The organism is Alkalicaulis satelles (assembly GCF_008630495.1).
Lineage (GTDB): Bacteria > Pseudomonadota > Alphaproteobacteria > Caulobacterales > Maricaulaceae > Oceanicaulis > Oceanicaulis satelles.
On record NZ_VWOJ01000002.1, the window covers coordinates 679,742 to 696,812 of the forward strand.

Sequence of the window (17,071 nt, forward strand, 5' to 3'; positions counted from 1 at the left end):
TGGAGGCTTCGAGGATTGGCGCGTGATCATGGAGGGCGTGATGGGCAAGGCATGGATGGCTGGGGCCGCACTGGCGCTGGCGCTGGCGCTGGGCGCGGCGCAAGAGGCTGAGGCGCAGGAGACGCCCGGCGCGGCGCTGGAGGCGCTGTACGCGGCGATTTCCGGCCCGGTGGGGCAGGCGCGCGACTGGGATTCCTTACGCGCCCTGTTCCTGGACGGCGCGCGCATGCATGTGTCGGTGACCGGCCCGGAGGGCGCGGACCGGGCCGTGACCCTGACGGTGGACGATTATATCGCGCTCAATGGCGAGCGCCTGGCCGAGATCGGCTTCACCGAGGTCGAGACGCGCCGCCAGACCCATGTCTATGGCGCTCTGGCCCATATCCTCAGCGCCTATGAGGCGGTGCGCGCCGATACCGGCGAGGAGGTGGCCGTGGGCGTCAATATGGTCACCTTGATGCGCGTGGGCTCAGACTGGAAAATCGCCGCCATCGCCTGGCGCGCCGCCGATGCGGACTGGCCGGTGGACCGGGCGTTCGAGGCGGTAGATTAGGGCGCGCCGTCCTGCGCCTGCGTCAGGTCCTGCGCTGCCGTGTCCAGAAAGGCGTTGAAGGCGCTGCGATAGCGATCGGGGTCCTCGGCGAAGGACTGGAGATGATCGGCCTGGGTGGTGATGAAGACCATGGGGCCTGTGCGCCGGGCGGCGAGCCGGGCGCTGATGGCATAGGGCACGGCGCTGTCGGTCTGGCCATGGGCCAGGAAGAACGGGCGGTCAAAGCCGGCTATGTCATCGATGAGAGTCGTGCGCGAGAAATCGGTGGGGCCGGTCAGGCTGAGCAGGAGACGCGCAGGCGGGGCCAGCAGGCCGGCGCCGGGCAGGCCGATCGCCTCGCCCACACGCACCAGCACCGGGGTGAAGTCCAGCGCCGGTGAATCCAGCGCCAGCCCGACGATGTGTCCGGCGTGGGTCGAGTGAATCAGGAACTGGCCCGCTATGGCGCCGCCCATGGATTCGCCTGCCAGAATGAGCCTGTCATGGCCCTCGCCCTCCAGCCAGAGAATGGCGGCCTCCAGGTCCTCCCACTCCTCCATCCCGAAGGCGTAGCGTCCGTGGGGCGCGGGCGGGGCGCCGAGATCATTGCGGTAGGTGATGAGCAGGACCGGAATGCCGCGCGCGTGCAGAAGGGAGAGATGGCGATAGCCGTCCTCGCGCGCTCCGGCCACGCCATGGACATAGACCGCTGCGAGGCCTGACAGGGCGTCATCGGCCCCGGATTCGGGGGCTGGAACCCACCAGGCCGGCGCCGGGCCCAGGGGTGTTGTGATCTCCACCGTCTCGAAGGCGAGCCCGAACGCCTCGCCCGGATCGCCGCGATAGCCCAGCACCAGCGGATCGGACGGGCGCTCGTCTGGTTCAAAGGCCTCGAGCAGCAGGCCCACAGTGAGCATGCGGCTGGCGGCGAAGGCGATGACCGCGCTGCCCGCCAGCGCGTAGATCAGGGCCAGCAGGCCCGCCCCGCCGGCGGCGGCAAGCAGGAAACGGCGCGGCGCCATGGGCGGGACCTCCATCAGGGATGGCGCCAAGCGTCCCTGAAACGCGCAGCCCTGTCCAGAAAAAAGCCCCGGAGCGGGCTCCGGGGCTTTTACAGTCTCAAGAAGCGCTCAGGGCGGTCAGTAACCGGCCTTGCCCAGCTCTTCTTCCAGCTCAGGGATCGCCTTGAACAGGTCGGCCACCAGGCCGTAATCGGCTACCTGGAAGATCGGGGCTTCCTCGTCCTTGTTGATGGCGACGATGACCTTGGAGTCCTTCATCCCCGCCAGGTGCTGGATGGCGCCGGAAATGCCCACGGCGATGTAGAGCTCGGGCGCCACCACCTTGCCGGTCTGGCCGACCTGGTAGTCATTGGGCACAAAGCCCGCATCCACCGCTGCGCGTGAGGCGCCCACGGCTGCGCCGAGCTTGTCGGCCACCTTCTCGATAATGGCGAAATTCTCGCCCGAACCCATGCCGCGCCCGCCCGACACCACGATCTTGGCCTGGGCCAGTTCCGGGCGGTCGGATTTGGACAGCTCTTCCTTGACGAATTTCGACGCCGCCGCAGGTGCGGGCGCGTCGAGGGCCTCCACGCTGGCGGAGCCGCCATCGCCGGCCTTCTCGAAGGTGGTCGGACGCACGGTGATGACTTTCTTCGGGTCTTTGGATTTGACCGTCATCATGGCGTTGCCGGCATAGATCGGGCGCACGAAGGTGTCGGCGCTTTCCACCGAGGTGATGTCGGAGATCATGGCCACATCGAGCTTCGCGGCGATACGGGGCATGAAATTCTTGCCGCCGGTGGTGGCCGGGGCGAGGATCGCGTCATAGCGGTCGGCGATGGAGAGCACCAAAGTCTCCATGGCCTCGGCCAGGCGCTTGTCCAGCGCGTCCGCGTCGGCGTGCAGGACGGTTTTCACCCCGTCGAGCTTCGCTGCGGCGTCGGCGACAGCCTTGGCGCCCTTGCCCGCGACCAGCACATGCACGTCACCGCCCATCGCCTGCGCGGCGGTGACTGCGGCGCGCGTGGCGTCATTGAGGGCGGCGTTGTCGTGTTCGGCGATAACCAGGACCGTCATCACAGCACCCCTGCATTTTTCAGCTTGGCGACCAGATCGGCCACGCTTTCCACTTTCACACCGGCCTGGCGCTTGGGCGGCTCGGCGACTTTGAGCACCTCAAGGCGCGGCGTGATGTCGACGCCGTAATCCTCAGGGGTTTTCGCGTCGATGGGCTTGCGCTTGGCCTTCATGATATTGGGCAGCGAGGCGTAGCGCGGCTCGTTCAGGCGCAGATCGGTGGTGACGATGGCCGGCAGGGCCACGTTCAGGGTCTGCAGCCCGCCATCGATCTCGCGGGTGACGTTGAGCGCATCGCCGTCCTTTTCCACCTTCGAGGCGAAGGTGGCCTGGGGCCAGCCCAGCAGGGCGGCCAGCATCTGGCCGGTGGCGTTGGTGTCGTCGTCAATGGCCTGCTTGCCCAGGATGATCAGGCCGGGCTGTTCCTCTTCGGCGACCGCCTTGAGGATCTTGGCCACCGCCAGCGGCTCGACCGTGGCGTCCGTGGTCACGTGCACGCCCCGGTCAGCGCCCATGGCCAGCGCGGTGCGGATGGTTTCCTGGGCCTGCGCCGGGCCGATGGAGACCGCAATGATCTCTTCGGCCAGCCCCTTTTCCTTCAGGCGGATCGCCTCTTCCACGGCGATCTCGCAGAAGGGGTTCATGCTCATCTTCACATTGGCCAGATCAACCCCGCTCTGGTCCGGCTTGACGCGGACCTTCACGTTGTAATCGACCACCCGTTTGACGGGGACGAGGATCTTCATCAACGGCTCCGGTGCTCTGTTGGCTGGATGACACTATCCAGAAAAAGATAGGCCGGACGGCGCGCGCCGTCCGCAAGGACTGTCAGTCGGCGCGGAAACTGCCCTCGCCTCCCGGCGATGTCAACGCATGCGCCCAATTGTCCGGACATTATGCCGCGGCAATGCGCCAGCAGCCCCTTGAAACGCGCACGGCCGGCGCTTGAGGGCAAGCGCCGGCCGGCAGGGAGGCGCGCCGCCTCGGGGGCGGCGGCGCGCTATATTGAGATAGGTTACTCGTCTGCAGTGACCAGGCTGAGTTCGGTCTCGATATCGATACGGATATCGTCCGACACCGCCGGGACCGCGAAGCCCATGCCCCACTGGGAGCGCTGGATCACGCCGGTGGCCGAGAAGCCGGCCACTTCATGGCCGCCCATCGGATGCGGCCCGCGCTGGTTCAGGGTCACTTCCAGGGTCACCGGATGGGTCTGGCCCAGAAGGGTCAGGTCGCCGGTCATCAGCCCGGTCTCGCCATCTTCGGTCTCAAAGCGCGTGCCGACAAAACGGGCGGTGGGATGCTCTGCCACGTGGAACAGGTCGTCCGAGGCCAGGTGCGCCTCGAACCGGCCCTGATCGGGGCCAACCCAGTAGCCGCCCTCCAGATTGAAGGTCACGTCCACGGTGGAGTTTTCCGGTGAGTCGAAATCCAGCAGCAGCACGCCGTCAAAATCGGTGAAGTGCAGGGACTGAAAAGACAGGCCCAGATGGTCCCAGGTGGCGCGGATGGTGGTGTGGGTCTTGTCGAAGGCGTACTCGCGCGGGTCTGCGAACGCGTCAGCGGTCAGGGCCGGGGCGAGGAGGAAGGCCGCCAGCGAGGCGGCGGCGTAGGCGGTCTTCATGGGGGGTCCCCTTTGATCTGTAATCGCATGGTTCAGGCGTGCGGCGGGCTGCCGCACCGGGATGGACATATGGCCGCCTCCGCCCCGGCGCCAGAGGCGCTGGCGAAAATCCAGAGTTTCCGGTTCGGAAAAAGGCGGGCGCCGCTAAGCGCCCCGGCCTGCGCCGGGAATCCATTTCACATCCGCCAGGCCCTCGTTATTGGCGATGCGTGCGGCCACGAATAACAGGTCGGACAGCCGGTTGAGATAGGTGATCACCGCAGCGCTCACCGCAGCGCCGGTGTCTTTGAGGGCCACCACTCGCCGCTCGGCCCGCCGCGTTATGGTGCGCGCCATGTGCAGGCGGGCCGCCGCTTCGCACCCGCCGGGCAGGATGAAACTGTCCAGCGGGTCCAGCCGGGCGTTGAGCGCATCGATGGCCTGTTCCAGCCTGACGGTCTGGCCGGGCGTCATGCGCAGCGGGGTCCACTCGCGCGGTTCGTCGCTTTCGGGCACGCACAGATCGGCGCCCAGATCGAACAGGTCGTTCATGATGGCGGTAAGCAGCGCCAGCAACTCATGGCCGTCTTCCAGCGCGGCTGCGGCCAGGCCGATCGCGGCATTGGCCTCGTCCACTGCGCCATAGGCCTCCACGCGCGGGTCATGCTTGACGGTCTCGGTCATGTCGCCCAGCCGGGTGCGGCCCTCATCGCCGGTGCGGGTGTAGATTTTCGTCAGTCGAACCATGGCGGCCTCCGGGCGGGAATGCTTGCGCGCGCAGCGCGATGTTTCATGATGGCTGTCATAGCCTGCCATGAAAGGAACGGCCATGCTGAGCCTGATAGCCGCCATGATGGCGCTGGCGCCGGGGCAATGGAATTTGGACGCGCGGGTCAACACCCTTCTGGATGAGAGCGGATCGCCGGCGGCCCTGGTCGCTGTCATCAGTGATGAGGGGTATGAGATCGCCGTGGCAGGCGTGCGCGCGCACGGGTCTGAAGCGCCGGTGACGCAAGACGATCTGTGGCATCTGGGCTCGGTCACCAAGCCGGTGACGGCCACGCTGGCCGCGCGCCTTGTGGAGCAAGGCGTGATCAGCTGGGATGCGCGTGTTGGCGATGTGCTGGCGGGACTGGATCTGGACATTCACCCTGATCTGGCGCGCGCTGACCTGACAGCACTTCTGTCCCACCGGTCGGGCATGCGCGCCAATGCGGGGCTGCTGACCAGCGTGCGCCTGGCTGGCGCGGATGGTGACCGGGACGCGGCGGCGGACCGCCGGGTCTATGCGCGCGAGGTGTTGCGCCGTCCGGGCGGCGCGCCGGGCGAGTTTGTCTATTCCAATGCCGGTTATGTGGTCGCCGCCCTGATGATGGAGACCGCAGCGGGCGAAGCTTACGAGGCGCTGATGGCGCGCGAAGTGTTCGACCCGCTGGGGCTGGGGAGTGCGGGCTGGGGGCCGCCCGGCCAGCCGGGCCGGATGGATCAGCCGCGCGGTCATGGCCCCGGCCTGTTCGGGATGGGGGTGCGCAGCCATGAGCCTGGCGCTGACGCGGATAATCCCCCCGCACTCAATCCGGCCGGGCGCATCCATATGAACGCACGCGATATTCTGACTTTTCTAGACCTGCACCGGCGCGGCGCGGCGGGCGCGGCGACGGATTATCTCCAGGCGGGCAGCTTCGCCCGGCTTCATGCGCCCCAGGGCGAATACGCGCTGGGCTGGGGCGTAAGCGAGGACGGGCGGCTATCCCATGCCGGGTCCAACACGCTCTGGCTGGTGCAGGCGGTGATCGACCCGCAGGCCGGCTGGGCTGGCGTGGCCGGCGTCAATGACGGCCGTCTCGACCAGGTGTCCGGCCCGGTGCGCGCAGCGCTGGCGGACGATTAAAGCCCGAAGGCCTGCTTGGCCCAGACGGCTCCGACCACCGCCACAATCGCGATGAACTGGAACAGGACGCGCGCGCGCATCAGCCGGTTCGACCAGGTGCGCCCGAAATCGCCCCCCCGGAACAAGGCGTAGATGCCCGCCAGGAGAATGACGAAGACGATGGCGATCGAGCCATAGACGATAAGATCTAGAACGGTGTTCATGAGCGCTGACCTACACCGGGCGGTGATCAGGCGCAATGCAGGCCGGGTGCGGTGGGGCCGCGCACCAGCCCGTGCAGAGCAGTGTGAAGGACATAAGTCCTAAGCGCAGATCATGGTTAATTTTCTTTGTCACAAATTGTGTGCGCGTGTATGTGGAGCCCCAACCGGATCGGCCTATATCACGGCCCGGGTGCATAAGGGACGGGCAGGGACACCTATGCGTGATATGGCAGGCAAGCGGATAACCCGGCGCGACGAGCGCCGCGAGGCGACGCGCACTTCCGTGCTGTTGGCGGCCCGGGAAGTCTTTCTCAGCGAGGGCTATGAGGGCGCAACGATCAAGATGATCGCCCAGCGCGCCGGCGTGTCTGCAGGCACAGTGCTCAATGCAGAGCCGTCCAAGGCCGCGCTGCTGATGGCGATCATGCGCGATCATTACGAGACGCTGGCCGAAAGCGCCGGCCATCTGGAGTCTGCACTTTCGGGCCGGGCCGGAGACCGTCTGGCTGCCCTGTTGCAGCTGATGATGGATGCGCATCTGCGCCAGATCGAGCTGATCTCCGCCGCCATTGGCCATAGCTGGCTTGATGATGGCGAGGCGTTTCAGCGCGCATTCGACGATATGGCTTTCGCCTGGGAGCCGGTGCGCCGCGTGTTCGAGGCGGGCGTCCGCTCGGGGGAGTTGCGCGCCGATCTCGATCCGTCCGTGGCGTTCGCCTGCACCATTGACGTGTTCATGGGCGCCTTGCGCGAATGCCGGCGCCCTGATGGCGAGGATCCCCACGCCGCGCTCAGCCAGCGCCTGGCCCTGCTGATCGAGGGCATGGGCGCGCGTTGATCAGCCGCGCGGACGCGGTCCTGGCCCGGCGCGCGGCCCGGTGCGTTGGGCCAGATAGACCCCGCTCAGCACCAGCCCGGCGCCGAACCATTGCACCATGACCAGGGTCTCGCCAAACAGGATCCAGCCCGCCGCCGCGGCCACCACAGGCTGGACCAGAATGACCAGCGAGGCGATGGAAGCAGGCGTGCGCCCCAGGCCGAACGCGATGCCGCCCTGTCCCAGCGCATGGACGATGACGCCCAGCGCCAGCAAGGGCGCCCAGCCTTCCAGCGTTTGCGGAAACACGCGCTCGCCTGCGATCAGCGTGATGGCCAGCGAAATCGGCGCAGCGGCCAGCGTGGACCAGAACATCACCCTGGCCGTGCCCGCCCCGGTCATGCGCGCAGCCCGCACGGTCAGGATATAGGCCGCATACCACAAGGCCGTCAGCGCCGAGAGGATGTCGCCGGTGAGCCGTTCGGGGGCGAATCGCACATTGGCGGCCGACAACAGCACCGCCCCGCCCAGCGCCAGTATGGCGGCGATCACGAAGCGGGTGGAGATGCGCTCCTTGAACAGCAGCCAGGCCGCGATAGCCACGATCACGGGGGTGAGATTGGCCAGGAGAGTGGCGTTGGCCGCCGTGGTGATCTTGATGCCCGCATGCCAGAAAGCCAGATCGCCCGCGAAGAATACGCCAGCCAGCGCCAGAAGCCGCCACTGGCGCCCGGCGGGGGCAGGATTGATGGGGGCCGGGCGGGCGCGATTGCGCCGCTCCTCGAAGATCAGCCACAGCCCCAGCGCCGGAACCGCCAGCGCCAGGCGCCAGAAGGCGATGGCCTGGGGGCCCAGCTCGCTCAGCTTGACCAGCGGCGCAGCGAACCCGATCACGCAGGCTGCGGTCAGCAGCGCCATCACGCCCGTCAGGGACGCCTGATCCGGCCTGGCCGCCATGCCCCGCTCCCTTCATGAAAACCGTATGGTCTGCGTACTGAAATCCGGTTTTGGATCAAGCCGCACGGACCCGCAAGCGAACCGTCAGGCTTGCCAGCCCGGCGCGAATGGCCTGAGGTGGCGCCGTCGCTCAAGGGGGAGGGGCAAGCCATGTCCAATGCCGCCATCATTCTGACCACGCTTATCGTCTACAAGGGCCTGCTCATCGCCATCGGCGTGTGGGCGAGCCGTCGCACCGGCACTGAAGCCGATTACCTGATCGGCGGACGCACGCTGGGGCCGTGGGTGGCGGGGTTGTCCTATGCGGCCACCTCGTCCTCGGCCTGGGTGCTGCTGGGCTTTTCCGGCTTCGTGTTTTTGGTGGGGGTGAGCGCCTTGTGGATGCTGCCGGGCATCTGGGGCGGCTATGCCTTGCTGTGGATCGTCATGGGCCGCGCCATGCACCGCGAGGCGGCCGAGCGCGGCCATATCACGCTGGCCGATTATCTCTCAGGCGATGCGGGCGAGCGCGGCAAGCGCCTGATCGGACTGATTTCAGCGGCGCTGGTGGTGTTCTGCTTCATCTTCTACGTGGCCGCGCAGCTGCAGGCCGCCGGCACGGCCATGCAGAGCTATTTCGGCCTGGGCGTGGCCGAATCGGTGCTGCTGGGCACAGGCGTGGTGCTGATCTATTCCCTGCTGGGCGGGTTCTGGGCGATTTCGGTCACCGACATGCTGCAAGGGCTGGTGATGGCCTTCATCGCCATCATCGCGCCCATTGCCGCCGTGATTGCTGCGGGCGGGCCAGAGGCGGTGTTCGCCGCTCTGGCCGCCGATCATCCCGGACATCTCGAAACCTTTGGCGGACGGGCCGGCATGGCTGCGGCGGGCTTTATTCTGGGGCTCTCGGCCATAGGCCTCGGCACGGCGGGCCAGCCCCAGCTGGCCGCAAGGGTGATGGGGGTGAGGGACGACGCCGCGCGCCGGCGCGCCTTCGCCATCGCCATCACATGGGCGGTCAGCGTCTTCATCGGCATGGCGATCCTGGGTCTGGCCGGGCGCACGCTGGCGCTGGGCCTCGAGGCCGGCGAGCATGAGCAGGTGCTGTTCGCGGCCATCTATCAGCTCTTCCCGCCGGTGATGGCCGGGGTGGTGCTGGCCGCGCTTCTCTCAGCGGTTATGAGCACGGTGGATTCGGTGCTTTTGAGCGCCTCGGCGTCAATTTCCCATGATGCGCGCGCCTCGCGCCTGTGGCCGGGCCGCGAAGTGCTGATCGCGCGGGTGGTGATGGCCAGCCTGTGCGCGGCGGCGGTGTATCTGACGCTGGCCGCCCCGTCGGACATTTTCAGCCGGGTGCTGTTCGCCTGGAATGCGCTGGGCGCCGCCTTCGGTCCGATCATTCTGGCGCGGGTTTTCCGCTGGCGCCCGGGCGCGGGGCCGGTGATTGCGGCCATGCTGGCGGGTTTCGCCCTGACGGTCTGGTTCAACCAGACCGGCCAGGGGCCAGGCGGGCTCTATGAGCGCCTCCTGCCCTGGATCCCGCCGCTGGTGATCCTGTTCGCGACGCGCCGCCGCGCCGCTTAGAGCGTACGGCCTGACTGGGTCAGGCCGTACGCTCTAAGTCTATGGTCTGGCGCGCAATGTTTCCGAAAACCGGTTCCCACTTTTGCCGATTGCGCTTAGGGCCGCGCCAGCTGCGCCAGGCGCAAGTAAACCCCGCCGGCCTTCGCGCTGAGCGCCTCGTGCGTGCCCTGCTCCACGATGGCGCCGTCCTGGAACACCAGGATGCGGTCGGCGTCGCGAATGGTGGACAGGCGGTGGGCGATGACGATGGCGGTCTTGCCCGCCATCACCTCAGCCAGCGCCGCCTGGATGTCGCGCTCGGTCTCGTTGTCCAGCGAGCTGGTGGCCTCGTCGAATACCAGGATGGGCGCATCGGCCAGTATGGCGCGGGCGATGGCCACGCGCTGGCGCTCCCCGCCCGACAGTTTGATCCCGCGCTCGCCCACCAGCGTGTCATAGCCCTGGGGCAGGTCGGTGATGAAGTCATGGGCGCGCGCCCGGCGGGCCGCCTCGATAATGTCCTCCCGGCTGGCGCCGGGGCGGGCATAGGCGATGTTTTCAGCCAGCGTGCGGTGGAACAGCGCCGGGTCCTGGGGCACCACCGCAATGGACTGGCGCAGGCTCGCCTGGGTCACGCTGCGCACGTCCTGGCCGTCAATGCGGATGGCGCCGCTATCAATGTCATAGAGGCGCTGGATCAGCTTCACGAAGGTGGACTTGCCCGAGCCTGTCGGTCCCACCAGCGCGATTTTCTCACCCGGCGCGATGGTCAGGTCAAAACCCTCATAGAGAGGACTGTCCTGCCCGCCATAGGTGAAGCGCACCTGATCAAATTCGATGGCGCCCGCGCCGGGGCGGAAGTCCGGCGCGCCGGGCGCATCGGCGATCTGGGGCTCGCCCGCCATGAAGCCGGCGATATCCTGGATATCGTCCAGCCCCTTTTGCAGGCTTTGAACCTCCTCGCCGAAGCGGCGCATATAGCCGGCCATCACAAGAAACGCGGTCAGGGCGAAGGCCACATCGCCCGCGCTGGCCTCGCCCGCCTGCCACTGGGCCAGCAACAGCCCGGCCAGCCCCGCCTGCAGGGCGAGCACGGCGATCATCTGCACCAGCCAGGTATTGGCGAAGCGGTACCAGGTCTTGCGGACCTCGCGCCGCCAGTCTCCCGCCAGCCGGGCGAAGCGTCCGGTCTCGCGCGCCTCCGCACCGAAGCTCTTGACGGTGTTGATGGAGGTCAGCGCATCGGCCACCGCGCCGCCCAGATCGGCGTCACGGGCATTGGAGACCAGGTTCTGCGGCCGCACATAGCGCTCGATCATCGCCATCGTCATAACGATGAAAAGCGTGTTGACGGCGAGCACATAGAGGCCCGCCAGCGGCCAGTTGATGAGGATGTAGACGCCCAGGCCGTAGGTCACGCCCAGCCCGGGCAGGACGCCGCCCCACAAATACATGGTGATCTCGTCATAGGCGTGCATGCCGCGGGTGATCTTGCGCACCAGCGCGCCGGCGAACGCGTTGGCGTGCCAGTCCGCCGACATGGACTGGACCCGGGCGTAGGCGTCGGCGGTCATGTCGGCCATGACCGCGCTGGAGGCCAGGATTTCCATGCGGATGCCGATCTGGCGGGCGATATTGACCCCGGCGGCCAGCGCCAGGAACAGGCCCAGCGCCAGCCAGTGGGCCTGGCCGGACGCATCCGCGCCCCCGCCCGACAGGGAATCGATCAGCCGCCCGGCGGCGACGGGTACAAATACATCGGCCAGCGTGGCCAACCCCATAAAGCCGATAAAGGCCCCGTAAAGACGCGGCTTGCGCATCCATTGGCGCCAGACAAAGCCGGCCACAGCCAGATTGGACAGGGTGCGGGCCTCGCGCCCGGGCGCGGCGGCGGAGATGTCAGTCATAAGAATGATCCGGAAAAAAGCATGCGCGCGCCCCTCATGCGGGCGCGCCGGGAAAGGGCCAAGCGCAGCGCGCCCGGCGTCAAGCCGGGCCGCGTCAAATGTCTCAGGCCGCTCGCAGCATGGTTCCGTCTAGCCTCCCGGTGCATGGCGCAGTCAGCGCACAAGGCCAAGTCAAGGTGAACCAGCCCGGCGGGCCTGGCCAGCATCAAGCGCGGTCCATGCGCCAGATCGGCGCCGGGCTGTGGCCGCAGGGTCACGCTGCGCCCGCACGCCATGGGTGGCCAGCGCAAGGTGTTGGACTAGATTAGTTCGTAAGCCACAATTCGGACCGCCATGAGCCAGACCAACGCCCTGCCCAGGGAGATCGCCCTGTTTCCGATCCGCGGCTGCATCCTGCCGCCCGGCGAGAATCTGCCGCTGAACGTTTTCGAGCCGCGCTATCTCAACATGGTGGACGACGCCATGGCCGGCAGCGGTCATATCGCCATGGTGCAGCCGCGCCCGGGCGGCGCGCCGGACAAGCCCGCGCTGGAGCGTATCGCCACAGCAGGGCGCATTGTCAGCCATACCGAAACCCAGGACGGCCGTTATCTGATCGTGCTGACAGGTGTGAGCCGCTTTGCCATCGCCGCCGAACTGGACCGCAAGACGCCCTACCGGGTGGCGCGGGCCGATTATGCAGAATTTGAGGGCGATCTCATCGCGCCCGCGCCCGCTGAAGGCCATCGCGCCCGGCTCATGGGCCTGATGACCGGATATTTCTCTCATACCGGACTGACGGCGGACTGGGACGCGCTGCGCGCGGCGCCTGTCAATGCGCTGGTGGACCGGGTGGCCATGGCCGCGCCGTTCAGCGTGGAAGACAAGCAGGCCCTGCTGGCCGCGCCCGGCGGCGCGCCGCGCGCCGAATGCCTGTGCGCCCTTATGGAAGAGGCTCTGGCCAAGACCCGCCCGGCGGGGCATGCCTGACACTTGCGCGCACTGGACGCGCCCGCCCGCCGGGATTATGTGCTGAGCCATGACAAAGACTTCTGACGCTGACCGCCCCGATCCGGACGCCGCCGCGCGCGCCAGCGCCGGGCTTGATCCCAAATTGCTGGAAATCCTGGTCTGCCCCCAGACGCGCGGGCCGCTGGAATACGACCGCGCCGCCCAGGAGCTGATCTCGCGCCAGGCCGGGCTGGCCTATCCGATCCGCGAGGGCGTGCCGATCATGCTGGTCGAGGAAGCGCGTGAACTGGAGGGCTGAGGGTCATGACCGGATCGGGTCCCTGGCCTGAAACACTGGTCTTCCGCGCCGCCGCGCGCGCCCTCGAGGTCCGCTTTGATGACGGCGAGACCCTGGCCATTCCCTTTGAATTATTGCGCGTGGAAAGCCCGTCCGCCGAGGTGCAGGGCCACGGTCCGCATCAGAAAAAACTGGTGGCGGGCAAGTCGCGCGTCCAGGTCACCGCCGCCGAGCCCGTGGGCCGTTATGCGGTGCGCCTGACCTTTGATGACGGTCATGCCTCGGGGATTTATTCCTGGCGCTATCTGCGCGAGCTGGGCGAGAATGCGGGCGATCTCATGGACGCCTACGCCCGGCGGCTCCAGGCCGCCGGGCTGGCGCGCTGACGCACCCGGCAAAGCTGGACGAACTAGCGGACCAGACGCACGAAGCGCTCGCCCACCTCGTCGTATTGCGGGCACTCCATGATCACGCGGATATCGTCATAGTCACGGTCGGTCCACCCGATCTGGGTCCAGTTGCTGTCCGGCCCAGGCATGCCCGGCGGGCGGTCTTCCCAGCCATAATACATGAACTTGCCGGGCTGGCATGGGCGCGTTTCGCGGTTGGGCGTGCGATTGGTTCCCTGCGGGATCACCCCGCCCTGGCTGACCGGTTTGCACTCCTCATAAGTATCGCACAGCTTGGTCTCGAGAATATCGAGTTCCAGACCGGAATGGTGCTCCACATTATTGATGAGGCGCGTGTCGGTGAAATAGTTGAAGCGGCACGGATCGGGCCGGTGATGACACCAGGAGCCGTGATCATTGGACGCATCGTCCCAGCGGTGGGGCGCGGTGCGCGAGAAGCGCACATTGTACAGCTCGAAACTGATGGTCTCGCCCGGTTCGCAGCGCGGCCAGGTATAGGAATAATGCGTGCCCGCATTGTCCTGGATGGCGGTGCGCTGGGTGCGGCGCTCCTCCAGCGTCTTGTCCGATTCCGGATCGGGGTCGAAGCAATAGACATAGATGCGGTTATAGTCGCCGGCATCCGGGTCGAGCTCGCTGATCAGCGGGGGCTCGTATTGCAGCAAGGGCTGGTGCAGACGGGCCACCGCCTCGGCGCGCACATTCACGCTGTCGCCCAGGCCCGGCATGACATGGACCAGGGCGGTATTGACCGTACCGCTGATCTCGACGGCGTAATCATGGCCGGTCCAGGCGCCAGTGACGGCGAGATTTTGCATATTGCGCCGGGACTGAATGCGGTCCACGGCGATGGAGCGGTAGCGCGCATAATCGCCATCCGGCCCCTCCACCGCGCCATTGAGCGCGGCCTGGTCGGCCTCGTTCTGGAGAAAGGCGCGCACGCCCATCAGCTGGGCGGTGTCCACAGCCAGCCCGCCAGCACCACACAGCGGCACCAGGGCGAGGGCGAACGTCACCGCCACATTGCCCGCCTTGTCCTTGAGCAGCTTCATCATGACCACCTCCTGCGCCGGGTCGGCGCATACGCCCCTTGGCGTTCATATTTCATGCCAGTCTAGGGCGGCGGCGTTAATGCCCGATTGGGAGAGAGGGTTAGCGCCTGGTAAACGCGCGGCATTGTACAATTGGCCTGCCTGGCTGAAGGGCGCCGGGCGCCCTCGCCTCGCCGCAATCGCCGGGTTAGGCTTCGGATTACAGACCTTGAGCCTGACACCGGGAGACGATCCGTCCATGCGCGCCGCCAACCTGTTCAAGACCCCTTCCAATCCCGGCTTCTGGGCTCTGATTGCGCTGATCATGATAGCGCTGTCTGCGCCTGCGCGCGCGGACATGCCCGATCCGGCCACCTTCCCGGCCTGGCGCGAGGCCTTCGCCCAGCGCCTGGAGGCCGAGGGCGTGCGCGCCGATGTGCGTGCGGCCATGCTGGAGGGGCTGGAGCCCGATCTGCGCATTGTCGAGCGCGACCGCACCCAGCCCGAATTCGTCCGCCCCATCTGGCAGTATCTGGCCGGCGCAGCCTCCGCCGAGCGCGCTGCGGGCGGGCGCCGGGCCGCCGAGCGTCATGCCGGCGCGCTGGATCAGGTGGCGGCGCGCTTTGAGGTCGAGCGCGAGATTCTCACCGCCATCTGGGGTCTGGAGAGCGCCTATGGCGCCATTCAGGGCGATTTCGACGTGGTGCGCTCGCTGGCCACGCTGGCCTGGGAAGGACGCCGGCGCGCCTTCGCCGAAGCCCAGCTGATCGCGGCGGCGCGCATGATCGAGCGCGGCTACGCCACACGCGCCGAGCTGAAAGGCAGCTGGGCCGGGGCCATGGGCCAGACCCAGTTCATCCCCACCACCTATCTCGAACGCGCCGTGGACGTGGATGGCGACGGGCGGCGCAATATCTGGACCAGCGAGGCCGATGCGTTGGGCTCGGCGGCCAATCTCCTGGTCCAGGCGGGCTGGGAGCGCGGCGCGCCGGTGGCGGTCCGCACCGTCCTGCCGGAGGATTTCGACTATCAGGGCTGGAATGAAAACACCCGCCGGCCCTTGCGGGCCTGGGCGCTGGACGGCTTGCGCCCGGCCAGCGGGGAGTGGGCGGCGGACGATCTGCACCGTACCGCCCGCCTGATCCTGCCGGCCGGGGCGGCGGGGCCGGCCTTTATGGCGTTCGGCAATTTCGAGGCGCTGATGCGCTATAACAACTCCACCGCCTATGGCCTGGGCGTGGCCTATCTGGCCCGGCGCCTGGAGGACGGGACCGAGCCGCCGGGCGGCTGGCCGGAAAACGATCCGCCCATCAACCGCACCCAGTCGCGCGAGCTGCAGGAGGCGCTGACCGCGCTGGGCTATGACACGCGCGGGGTGGACGGGATTGTCGGCGCCAATACCCGCGCTGCGCTCAAGCGCTTCCAGGCGGGCGCAGGGCTGACGCCTGACGGTTATGCCGGGCGGCGCGCCTATGACGCGGTGATGGCCGCGCACGCCCAGCAGGGCCAGCGCTAGACCGGTCCTGTCCCGTCCTGGCCGGGCTCTTCCAGCGCCCGGGCGGCGGCGGCGCGCACCCGCGGATGGGCGAAGGCCACCGCCAGGCCCACAAGGCCCAGCGCGGCGTTGAGCCAGAACGGGGCTTCGGGCGCCAGCACCTGATAGAGCCACAGCCCGGTCAGGGGCGCGATCAGGAAGCCCACGCCCGCCGTGGCGGTGGTCAGCCCGGCTGCGCGACCCTGCTCCTCAGGGCTCACCGCCAGCGAGGCGCCTGCCGTAAAGCCGGACCGGGCCAGGCCAAAGCCGAAACTGTTGAGCATGAAGCCCACCACGATGGCCGCGTAATTGGGCGCGAACACCATTTCCAGATTGCCCGCCGCCACCAGCGCAGCCCCGATTATCATCAGCACGCGCGGACTGGTCTTGAGCGCCGGGATCACCGCCAGCTGGGCGAAGATCAGCGCCGCCGCGCCTGCGCTCAGCGCCACCCCGGCCAGCTGCAGGCCCTCATCCGGGCCGATGGCCAGACGGTCCATCACATAGAAGGACAGGGCCTGCAGGCTGGCGGCCTGGGACAGCCACAGCGCGCAGCCATAGATCATGAAGGCGGTCAGGCGCGGGTCCAGCGCAAAGCGGAACTGGACCAGCGGATTGATCGGCCGGCCCTGGCGTTTCGGCGGAGTGTTCTCCGGCAGGGTGAAGCGCACCACCAGCGCGCCGGCGCCCACCAGGGCCGCGATGACGATCATGAAGGGCGCGATGCCGATGCGCTCGACAAACCCCGCCGCCAGCGCCGGGCCGATCATGCCGCCCAGTCCGAACGCGGCGGTGAGCCCGGCCAGCGCCTTGGTGCGCTCCATGGGGCTGGTGCGGTCGGCCACATAGGCCTGGGCGGCCGGATTGGTGGCCGAGCCCAGCCCGCCGAACAGGCAGCGCGCCAGCGCCATGGCCACAATCGCGGCCAAAGGCGGCAACAGCCCGATCTGTCCCGCCCAGGCGCCGGCTGCAAACACCAGGGTGGAGACCGCAAAGCTCGCCAGCCCGAACACGATCAGCGGCCGCCGGCCCAGCCGGTCAGACAGCGCGCCCCAGACCGGGCTCATGGTCAGGAAGAGGAGGGCGGAGAGCGTATAAATCGCGCCCACATACACCTCGGCCACATCCAGCTCGCGCGCCAGCGGCGGCAGGATGGCGAACAGCATGGAATTGCCGATGCCGGTGGCCATCAGGCACACGAATAACAGCCGGAAGGCGCGGCTGCGCGCCTGCGGGCCGGACGGATTGGCGGGGTTGAAGGGCGGGTTCATGACAGCGCCAGACTTACGCCCGCTCTATGGCGGCGTCTATGGCGCCTAACGCTCACGCGCCGGA

General features: G+C 67.7%; 18 protein-coding genes. 8 read left to right on the top strand and 10 right to left on the bottom strand.

What is annotated here, in order from left to right:
• The first annotated feature begins 22 nt into the window (after window positions 1-22).
• Window positions 23-553: a hypothetical protein gene (locus F1654_RS08915; protein WP_233205200.1), complete on the top strand. Its 531-nt coding sequence runs from the start codon at window positions 23-25 to the stop codon at window positions 551-553.
• On the opposite strand, the gene F1654_RS08920 is transcribed toward F1654_RS08915, so the two are convergent.
• The 5 genes from F1654_RS08920 to F1654_RS08940 form a co-directional block, all read right to left on the bottom strand.
• The gene (locus tag F1654_RS08920) at window positions 550-1,554 is read right to left on the bottom strand and encodes an alpha/beta hydrolase (protein ID WP_150023173.1); all 1,005 of its coding nucleotides are present in this window, start codon (window positions 1,552-1,554) and stop codon (window positions 550-552) included. The two genes, F1654_RS08915 and F1654_RS08920, sit on opposite strands and share 4 nt — an antisense overlap.
• A 117-nt stretch (window positions 1,555-1,671) precedes the next feature.
• Window positions 1,672-2,613, bottom strand: coding sequence for an electron transfer flavoprotein subunit alpha/FixB family protein (locus tag F1654_RS08925; protein ID WP_150023174.1), 942 nt, complete (start codon window positions 2,611-2,613; stop codon window positions 1,672-1,674).
• Window positions 2,613-3,359 carry an electron transfer flavoprotein subunit beta/FixA family protein gene (locus tag F1654_RS08930; protein ID WP_150023175.1) on the bottom strand — a complete coding sequence of 249 codons (747 nt, stop codon included), beginning with the start codon at window positions 3,357-3,359 and terminating at the stop codon, window positions 2,613-2,615. Before F1654_RS08930 ends, F1654_RS08925 begins: the two co-directional genes overlap by 1 nt.
• A gap of 269 nt (window positions 3,360-3,628) precedes the next feature.
• Window positions 3,629-4,237 carry a YceI family protein gene (locus F1654_RS08935; protein ID WP_150023176.1) on the bottom strand — a complete coding sequence of 203 codons (609 nt, stop codon included), beginning with the start codon at window positions 4,235-4,237 and terminating at the stop codon, window positions 3,629-3,631.
• 144 nt (window positions 4,238-4,381) lie between these two features.
• Window positions 4,382-4,963 carry a cob(I)yrinic acid a,c-diamide adenosyltransferase gene (locus F1654_RS08940; protein ID WP_150023177.1) on the bottom strand — a complete coding sequence of 194 codons (582 nt, stop codon included), beginning with the start codon at window positions 4,961-4,963 and terminating at the stop codon, window positions 4,382-4,384.
• 82 nt (window positions 4,964-5,045) lie between these two features.
• On the opposite strand from F1654_RS08940, the gene F1654_RS08945 reads away from it, so the two are divergent.
• The gene (locus tag F1654_RS08945; protein WP_199200520.1) at window positions 5,046-6,107 is read left to right on the top strand and encodes a serine hydrolase domain-containing protein; all 1,062 of its coding nucleotides are present in this window, start codon (window positions 5,046-5,048) and stop codon (window positions 6,105-6,107) included.
• On the opposite strand, the gene F1654_RS08950 is transcribed toward F1654_RS08945, so the two are convergent.
• Complete coding sequence (locus F1654_RS08950; RefSeq protein ID WP_150023179.1) at window positions 6,104-6,310, bottom strand: twin transmembrane helix small protein; 207 nt, start codon at window positions 6,308-6,310, stop codon at window positions 6,104-6,106. The genes F1654_RS08945 and F1654_RS08950 overlap by 4 nt on opposite strands.
• Before the next feature lie 217 nt (window positions 6,311-6,527).
• Here F1654_RS08950 and F1654_RS08955 point away from each other — a divergent pair, with 217 nt between their 5' ends.
• The gene (locus F1654_RS08955) at window positions 6,528-7,148 is read left to right on the top strand and encodes a TetR/AcrR family transcriptional regulator (RefSeq protein WP_150023180.1); all 621 of its coding nucleotides are present in this window, start codon (window positions 6,528-6,530) and stop codon (window positions 7,146-7,148) included.
• Here the strand turns inward: F1654_RS08955 and F1654_RS08960 are convergent, their stop codons facing one another.
• Window positions 7,149-8,084 carry a DMT family transporter gene (locus F1654_RS08960; RefSeq protein ID WP_150023181.1) on the bottom strand — a complete coding sequence of 312 codons (936 nt, stop codon included), beginning with the start codon at window positions 8,082-8,084 and terminating at the stop codon, window positions 7,149-7,151.
• Between the two features lie 150 nt (window positions 8,085-8,234).
• Between F1654_RS08960 and F1654_RS08965 the strand changes: the two genes are divergently transcribed.
• Entirely contained in the window at window positions 8,235-9,647 is a 1,413-nt protein-coding gene (locus F1654_RS08965) for a sodium/proline symporter (RefSeq protein WP_150023182.1), read from the top strand.
• 95 nt (window positions 9,648-9,742) lie between these two features.
• On the opposite strand, the gene F1654_RS08970 is transcribed toward F1654_RS08965, so the two are convergent.
• Complete coding sequence (locus tag F1654_RS08970) at window positions 9,743-11,533, bottom strand: ABC transporter ATP-binding protein (RefSeq protein ID WP_150023183.1); 1,791 nt, start codon at window positions 11,531-11,533, stop codon at window positions 9,743-9,745.
• A gap of 333 nt (window positions 11,534-11,866) precedes the next feature.
• Here F1654_RS08970 and F1654_RS08975 point away from each other — a divergent pair, with 333 nt between their 5' ends.
• The 3 genes from F1654_RS08975 to F1654_RS08985 are packed head-to-tail and all read left to right on the top strand — an operon-like array spanning window position 11,867 to window position 13,147.
• Entirely contained in the window at window positions 11,867-12,502 is a 636-nt protein-coding gene (locus F1654_RS08975) for an LON peptidase substrate-binding domain-containing protein (protein WP_150023184.1), read from the top strand.
• 49 nt (window positions 12,503-12,551) lie between these two features.
• On the top strand, window positions 12,552-12,782 hold the full coding sequence (locus F1654_RS08980; RefSeq protein ID WP_150023185.1) for a Trm112 family protein: 231 nt from the start codon (window positions 12,552-12,554) through the stop codon (window positions 12,780-12,782).
• Window positions 12,783-12,787: 5 nt separating this feature from the next.
• Window positions 12,788-13,147 (top strand): gamma-butyrobetaine hydroxylase-like domain-containing protein, encoded by a 360-nt coding sequence (locus tag F1654_RS08985; protein WP_150023186.1) that lies wholly within the window; start codon window positions 12,788-12,790, stop codon window positions 13,145-13,147.
• A 23-nt stretch (window positions 13,148-13,170) separates the two neighbouring features.
• Here F1654_RS08985 and F1654_RS08990 read toward each other — a convergent pair whose 3' ends face one another.
• The gene (locus F1654_RS08990; protein WP_150023187.1) at window positions 13,171-14,226 is read right to left on the bottom strand and encodes a TadE/TadG family type IV pilus assembly protein; all 1,056 of its coding nucleotides are present in this window, start codon (window positions 14,224-14,226) and stop codon (window positions 13,171-13,173) included.
• A gap of 205 nt (window positions 14,227-14,431) precedes the next feature.
• On the opposite strand from F1654_RS08990, the gene F1654_RS08995 reads away from it, so the two are divergent.
• Window positions 14,432-15,718, top strand: a complete 1,287-nt coding sequence (locus F1654_RS08995; protein ID WP_233205201.1) for a lytic murein transglycosylase — start codon at window positions 14,432-14,434, stop codon at window positions 15,716-15,718.
• Here F1654_RS08995 and F1654_RS09000 read toward each other — a convergent pair.
• Window positions 15,715-17,007 (bottom strand): MFS transporter, encoded by a 1,293-nt coding sequence (locus F1654_RS09000; protein ID WP_150023188.1) that lies wholly within the window; start codon window positions 17,005-17,007, stop codon window positions 15,715-15,717. The two genes, F1654_RS08995 and F1654_RS09000, sit on opposite strands and share 4 nt — an antisense overlap.
• Window positions 17,008-17,071: the final 64 nt, after the last annotated feature.